This window comes from Streptomyces aureocirculatus (assembly GCF_000720475.1).
GTDB classification, from domain to species: Bacteria; Actinomycetota; Actinomycetes; order Streptomycetales; family Streptomycetaceae; genus Streptomyces; species Streptomyces aureocirculatus.
Map to the genome: position 1 here is coordinate 1 of NZ_JOAP01000102.1, position 7,445 is coordinate 7,445.

At 72.3% G+C, this 7,445-nt stretch carries 4 protein-coding genes; 1 reads left to right on the forward strand and 3 read right to left on the reverse strand.

Features of this window, described 5'->3' with window-relative positions:
- Nucleotides 1-207 precede the first annotated feature (207 nt).
- Nucleotides 208-663, reverse strand: coding sequence for an ATP-binding protein (locus IG78_RS0140405; protein ID WP_030574534.1), 456 nt, complete (start codon nt 661-663; stop codon nt 208-210).
- A 244-nt stretch (nt 664-907) separates the two neighbouring features.
- Here IG78_RS0140405 and IG78_RS0140410 point away from each other — a divergent pair, with 244 nt between their 5' ends.
- Complete coding sequence (locus IG78_RS0140410) at nt 908-3,970, forward strand: alpha-mannosidase (RefSeq protein ID WP_030574537.1); 3,063 nt, start codon at nt 908-910, stop codon at nt 3,968-3,970.
- Nucleotides 3,971-4,227: 257 nt separating this feature from the next.
- Here IG78_RS0140410 and IG78_RS0140415 read toward each other — a convergent pair whose 3' ends face one another.
- Both IG78_RS0140415 and IG78_RS0140420 read right to left on the reverse strand, forming a co-directional pair.
- Entirely contained in the window at nt 4,228-5,970 is a 1,743-nt protein-coding gene (locus IG78_RS0140415) for a pyruvate dehydrogenase (RefSeq protein WP_030574539.1), read from the reverse strand.
- A 91-nt stretch (nt 5,971-6,061) separates the two neighbouring features.
- Nucleotides 6,062-7,096, reverse strand: coding sequence for a protein phosphatase 2C domain-containing protein (locus IG78_RS0140420; RefSeq protein ID WP_263972720.1), 1,035 nt, complete (start codon nt 7,094-7,096; stop codon nt 6,062-6,064).
- Nucleotides 7,097-7,445 lie beyond the last annotated feature (349 nt).

Sequence of the window (7,445 nt, forward strand, 5' to 3'; positions counted from 1 at the left end):
CACCCACCCACCCTCTCCACACACGGGCGATCCGGTCACGCCCCGGGGGGGCATACCAACCCGTCCGGCACCAGAGGGCAAGGCCGAAGGGCGGAATACCAGCCCGTCCGGCGTTTGAGGACGAGGCCGCAGGCCGATGGGCCCGAGGGCAGCGGAACAGCAACCCCCTTGTTCAGGGCAGCCCCCAACCGCGCACCCGAGCAGGGCTCACCCCGCGTCGAGCTCGAACCACACCACCTTGCCCACCCCCCGGGCCTGCACCCCCCAGGCCGCGGCCAGGGACCGGACAAGCACAAGCCCCCGGCCATGGGTGCCCTCACCCTCCCGACCGGAGGAGCGCACCCGCGGACGCCGCCGCACGAAGTCGCGGACCTCGACGCGCAGCCGCCCCGGCCCCACCGTGGCGGTCACGATCGCGTCCTGGTCGGTGTGCACCAGGGCGTTCGTGACCAGCTCGCTGGTGAGCAGTTCCGCCGTGTCGGCGCGCCCCGGCAGCCCCCAGTGCCGCAGCAGCTCCCGCAGCGCGCCCCGGACCTCGGACACCGCCCGCAGATCACGGCGGTCGAGCCTGCGGCACAGTTGCGGCGGTCCGGTGCCTGCCCCGTGCCCGGACGTCTCGCCCGGTCGTTTCGGAATGGAAGCCTCCGCATCGATGGATCCCATGGACCCCATGGACCCCATGGTTTCGATGGAGGCACCTCGTAAGTGTCTCGTCATGACCCCCGCCACCCTGTGGTCGAGCCCCCCGCCGGCCCTACGTGTCGTACATGCTCACGGAATGCATGCCCGCCTCACCTGGCCGCACTCATGTCCATTCGTCAACCAGTGACAAGGATGGGCCGATGACTCGGGGGGAAAGTGAAGCCCCGTACCGCCGATCATCGAAGGACCACGCGAAGGAGCCGCCGTGCACGACGACCGACTGCTGGTGGAGGAGCGCCTGGAACGCGCGCTGCGGCAGTTCATCAGGCCCGCCCAGTACGCGGCGAGGGTGCCGCTCGCCCTGTCCGTGTGGCATGCACCCGGCGAGCCGGTGCCCGTGGGCGAGGCCGTAGCGGAGTCGTACGAACCCTTCGAGGCCGGTTCGGAGTGGGGGAAGCCCTGGTCCACGAGCTGGTTCCGGCTTGAGGGCGAGGTGCCGCGGGAGTGGGAGGGCCTGCGTGTCGAGGCGGTGATCGACCCCGGGTTCACCGGGGACGGGCCCGGGTTCCAGGCCGAAGGGCTCGTGTACGACGCGTCCGGTGTGCCCCTGAAGGGCATCCACCCGCGCAACCGGCATGTTCCGGTGGCCGCCCGCGCCCGGGGCGGCGAGCCGGTGCGGCTGCTCCTGGAGGCGGCCGCCAACCCCGCCGTCCTGCACGACTTCGAGCCGACCCCGCTCGGGGACGTCCTGACGGCGGGCGATCGCCCCGTCTACCGATTCGCGGCTGCCGACCTGGCCGTACTCGACGAAGACGTCTGGCGGCTGACACTGGACATCGAGGTCCTGGCGGAACTCATGCGGGAGCTGGACGCGGGGCGACCGCGCCGGCACGAGATCCTGCGCGCATTGGAGGACATGCTCGACGCGCTCGATCTGCACGACGTGTCCGGCACCGCCGCCGCGGCCCGCGCCGAGTTGGCCGGGGTGCTCGCCCGGCCCGCCCACGCCAGCGCCCACCGCGTCTCGGCCACGGGACACGCGCACATCGACTCGGCCTGGCTGTGGCCGCTGCGCGAGACCGTGCGCAAGGCCTCCCGGACGTTCGCCAATGTGACGGCACTCGCGCGCGACTACCCGGAGCTGGTGTTCGCGTGTTCGCAGGCGCAGCAGTACGCCTGGGTGAAGGAGCACCAGCCGCACATCTGGGAACGCGTCAAGAAGGCCGTCGCGGACGGGAACTGGGTGCCCGTGGGCTCGATGTGGGTGGAGTCCGACGCCAACATGCCGGGCGGTGAGGCGCTCGCCCGGCAGATCGTGCACGGCAAGCGCTTCTTCCAGGAGGAGTTCGGGATCGAGACCGAGGAGATCTGGCTGCCGGACTCCTTCGGGTACACCGCCGCGTTCCCGCAGTTGGCGCGGCTCGCGGGCGTACGGTGGTTCCTCACCCAGAAGCTGAGCTGGAACCAGTCCAACAAGATGCCGCACCACACCTTCTGGTGGGAGGGCATCGACGGGACCCGGGTGTTCACTCACTTCCCACCCGTGGACACCTACAACTCCCAGCTCCACGGCGCCGAACTCGCCCATGCCGAGAAGAACTTCACGGACAAGGGGCGTGCCACCCGCTCCCTGGTGCCGTTCGGCTGGGGCGACGGCGGCGGCGGTCCCACCCGCGAGATGCTGGAGCGGGCGCGCAGGCTGCGTTCCCTTGAGGGCTCGCCGCGCGTCGAGGTCGAGAAGCCGTCGGCGTTCTTCGCGGCGGCCGAGGAGGAGTACGGCGAGCGGGCCCCCGTCTGGTCCGGTGAGCTGTACCTGGAGCTGCACCGCGCCACGTACACCTCGCAGGCGGCCACCAAGCGCGGCAACAGGCGCAGCGAACACGCCCTCAGGGAGGCCGAGTTGTGGTGCACGGCGGCCGCCGTGAAGGACCCCGGCTACGCCTACCCGTACGACGACCTGGACCGCCTGTGGAAAACGGTCCTGCTCCACCAGTTCCACGACATCCTGCCGGGCTCCTCCATCGCCTGGGTGCACCGCGAGGCCCGCGACACCTACGCGCGGGTGCTCGCCGAGCTCGACACGCTCACCGCGGAGGCGGTACGGCACCTCGGCGGCGGTGAGGCCTCGGTGCTCAACGCGTCGCCGTACGCCCGCAGCGAGGTCGTCGAACACGAGGGGCACCTGGTGCACGTGGACGTCGGCGGCTTCGGCGCGCGCGGGCTCGCGGAGGCCGCCGGGCAGGAGCGGGAGACGGGCGCGGTGACGACGGCGACCCGCACCGGCCACGAGATCGTCCTGTCCAACGAGCATCTGCGGGTCACCATCGACTCCGACGGGCTGCTCGCCTCCGTCCTCGACCGCGCCGCCGACCGCGAGGTCCTCGCCCCCGGCAGCCGCGGCAACCTCCTCCAGTTGCACCCCGACCACCCCACCCACTACGACGCCTGGGACCTCGACAAGCACTACCGCCACCGCCACACCGACCTCACCCGGGCGGAGTCGGTGGAGCTGGTGGAGGACGGGCCGCTGCGGGCGTCCGTGCGGGTCGTCCGCGTCTTCGGCGCCGGTTCGCGGATCACACAGGAGCTGCGGCTCGCCGCGGGCAGCCGCCGCCTCGACGTGGTCACCGAAGTGGAGTGGCGCGAGTCGGAGAAGGTCCTGAAGGCGGCGTTCCCCCTCGACGTGCAGGCCGAACGGTCCGCCGCGGAGATCCAGTTCGGGCACGTGCAGCGGCCGACGCACGCCAACACCTCCTGGGACGCGGCGCGCTTCGAGATCTGTGCGCACCGGTGGCTGCGGGTGGCCGAGGAGGGGTACGGGATCGCCGTACTCAACGACTCCACGTACGGGCACGACGTGACCCGGACCCCGCACGCCGAGGGGCTCGGCACCACCGTCCGCCTCACCCTCCTGCGCGCGCCGCACAGTCCCGACCCGGACACCGACGTCGGCACCCACCACTTCGCGTACGCGCTGCTGCCCGGCGCCGAGACGGGGGACGCCGTCGCCGAGGGGCTCGCCCTCAACCTGCCGCTGCGGGTCGCGGACGCGCCTGCGGTGGCGCCCCTCGTGCGGGTCGATCATCCCGGGGTGACCGTGGAGTCGGTCAAGCCGGCCGAGGATCGTAGTGGGGATGTCGTGGTGCGGCTGTACGAGTCCCGCGGCGGGCGGGCCCGTGCCGTCCTCACGACGTCCTTCCCCGTCACCCGGGCCGACGTCACCGACCTCCTGGAACGCCCCCTCCACCCCGCCGAGACCACCGGCGCCGGGCTCTCCCTCGCCCTGCGCCCCTTCCAGATCCTGACCCTGCGACTGCGTCCGGCGTAGCCCTGACGGGGCCCCCAATCCCGCCCCTTCCCGAACCAGGGGCGCTGCGCCCCCTGGACCCCAGCTCTATCGGCGCTCCGCGCCTCGTCCTCAATCGCCGGACGGGCTAACTGATTCTCGCCGCACCGGAAGACTTCGCGCACCGGCGAAAATCTGAGCCCGTCCGGCGATTGAGGACGAGGCCGCAGGCCGATAACGGGGTCTGGGGCGGAGCCCCAGGATCGGAGAAGGGGCGGGACCGGGGCGCCCCGCGCGGGTCAAGGCCTTGGCACGTTGCGCAAGTTGGAGCGGGCCATCTGCAACATGCGCCCCACCCCGCCGTCCAGGACGATCTTGCTGGCGGAGAGGGCGAACCCGGTGACCATGTCGGAGCTGATCTTGGGCGGGATGGAGAGGGCGTTGGGGTCGGTGACGATGTCGACGAGGGCGGGGCCCTTGTGCGCGAAGGCGTCCTTCAGGGCGCCGGCGAGCTGCTTGGGCTTCTCCACGCGCACGCCGTAGGCCCCGGCCGCACGGGCCACGGCGGCGAAGTCGGGGTTGTGATTCCCGGTGCCGTACGAGGGCAGCCCCGCGACCAGCATCTCCAGCTCCACCATGCCGAGCGAGGAGTTGTTGAACAACACGACCTTCACCGGCAGGTCGTACTGCACGAGAGTGAGGAAGTCACCCATCAGCATGGTGAAACCGCCGTCGCCCGACATCGACACGACCTGCCGCTCGCGGTCGGTGAACTGGGCACCGATGGCCTGCGGCAGCGCGTTGGCCATCGATCCGTGGCTGAAGGAGCCGATGATGCGCCGCTTGCCGTTCGGCGAGAGATAGCGGGCGGCCCAGACGTTGCACATGCCGGTGTCGACGGTGAAGACGGCGTCGTCGGCGGCGAGGTCGTCGAGGACGGACGCCACGTACTCGGGGTGGATCGGGACGTGCTTGTCGACCTTGCGCGTGTACGCCTTCACCACGCCTTCGAGCGCGTCGGCGTGCTTCTTCAGCATCTTGTCCAGGAACTTGCGGTTCCGCTTCGGTGCGACGCGTGGGGTCAGACAGCGCAGGGTCTCGCGTACGTCGCCCCAGACGGCGAGGTCCAGCCTGGATCGGCGGCCGAGGTTCTCGGGGCGCACGTCGACCTGGGCGATCTTCACGTCGTCGGGCAGGAAGGCGTTGTACGGGAAGTCCGTGCCGAGCATGATCAGGAGGTCGCACTCGTGGGTGGCCTCGTACGCGGCGCCGTAGCCGAGCAGACCGCTCATGCCCACGTCGTACGGGTTGTCGTACTGGATCCACTCCTTGCCGCGCAGCGCGTGCCCCACCGGAGACTTGATCTTCTCGGCGAACTCCATCACCTCGGCGTGGGCGCCCGCGGTGCCGCTGCCGCAGAAGAGGGTGACCTTGTCGGCCTCGTCGATCATCGCGGCGAGCTTGTCGATCTCGGTGTCGCCGGGCCGCACGGAGGGGCGTGAGGTCACGAGGGCGGTCTCGGCGGCCTTGTCCGGCGCGGCTTCGGAGGCGATGTCCCCGGGCAGCGAGACGACGCTGACGCCCGACCGGCCGATGGCGTGCTGGATGGCCGTGTGGAGCAGCCGCGGCATCTGCTGGGGGCTTGAGATCAGTTCGCAGTAGTGACTGCACTCGCGGAACAGGTGGTCGGGGTGGGTCTCCTGGAAGTAGCCGAGGCCGATCTCGCTGGAGGGGATCTGGGAGGCGAGGGCGAGGACCGGGGCCATGGAGCGGTGGGCGTCGTACAGGCCGTTGATGAGGTGCAGATTGCCCGGGCCGCAGGAGCCCGCGCAGGCCGCGAGGGAGCCGGTGACCTGGGCCTCCGCGCCCGCCGCGAACGCGGCGGTCTCCTCGTGCCGCACCTGGATCCAGTCGATCCCCTTGGTGCGGCGGATCGCGTCCACGACGGGGTTCAGGCTGTCGCCGACGACTCCGTAGAGGCGTTTGACTCCGGCGCGGACGAGGATGTCGACGAACTGCTCGGCGACGTTCTGCTTGCCCATCTGTTTCATGCACCCCTTCGAGCATGCGAGGTCGACGTGGTCGTGCGATCTCTCGGGGTCCATGAATTCACAGAATTCGCTGGGTCGCCGCTCATGCCTCCCACACGGCGGCGGCCGTGCGGTCGTCGGCGTATCCCTTGACCCGTACCTGGGTGTCGGCGAGGAACGCGGCGAGGCCCGGTGGGCCGCCCCCGGCCCATCTGCGGGTGAGGTGGCGGGCGAGTTCCGGCTCGCCGCGCAGGGGCTCGGCGAGGCCACCGCTGCACAGCAGGAGCGTGTCGCCCGGACGGGCGACGGAGGCCCGGAACCGGAACGGGTCGCGGGCGGGGTCGCGGCCGTGCGGGCCGGTGCCCGTGCCCGTCGCCGCCGCGGGTGCGGGCTCGTACGGGCTGGGGGGTGTCGGTATGCCGAGGTCCATGGTGAGGCGGTCGCCGTCGGGGGTCTCGGCGGGTGGGGAGCCGAAGCCGACGACGGGTTCGCCCGCGCTCTCCGCGACGCGCGGCTCGATGTCCTGCCACTCGCCGCCGCGCAGCCGGAACAGGCCGCCCGCGCCGACGCCGAAGAACACCCGGGTGCGGCACTCGGGGTCGGCGGGCAGCAGCAGACAGCGCAGCGATGCCGTGTACTCGTCCGGCTCCAGGCCCAGTTCGGCGGCGCGGGCACGGAGCTTGCCGAGGCTGCGGTCGGTGAGGCGGTGCAGGCCCGACTTCAGGTCGCCGCGGCGGGCCGCGCGGATGTCCTGGGCGAGGCGGTGGTGGCTGCGGCCCACCGCGCGGCCGATCCAGGCGCAGGCGTCGGCCGCGGCCCGGTGGGCGCCGGCGGTGGCGCGGGCGCCGGTGGCCATGGCGACCAGGAGGAGCGCGTCGTCGCCGCTGCCGAAGCGGGCCGTGAGCAGGGCGTCGCGGCGGGGTTCGCCCCGGTACCTGGCCGAGTCGCCGCGCACGGAGGCCGCCCGCAGGGTGCTTGTGCCGTAGCGGGCGCCGTCGAGCACGGTGTCGGCGACCAGTTCGCCGAGGGCGTCCGGGTCGGCGACGGGCAGCCCCGTGGGCTCCGCCTCGTACGTCGGCGGCCCGTCCCCCACATACGCGGGCACCCCCTGAGCCCCCGTGCCCCCCTCACCGGTCACCTGCCCTTCCCCGGCCGACACCTCACCCGCGTCACCGCTCCGCGCCCCGGGGAACGTCCTGGGCTCCACCGGGCCGCGGGAGGGCGCCCAGGGGTCGGGGGCGCGGTAGGTCGGGGCGCCGGGCGCCCCGGTTCCCCAGGGCGGGGGCGTCGGGTTCGCGGGCCTGGGGTCTGAGGGCCTGGTGAGTCGCTGGGCCAGGGGGCTCGTGGGGCCGTGGGTGGCAGTCGGGCCCGTGGGGGTGGTGGCTGCGGTGGGGCCCAGGGGGCCTGTGGGGGCGGTGAAGCTTGTGGGGCCGGATGGTGGTGTGGGGCCCGGTGGCCCTGAGGGTGGCGTCGCAGAGGTGCGGGGT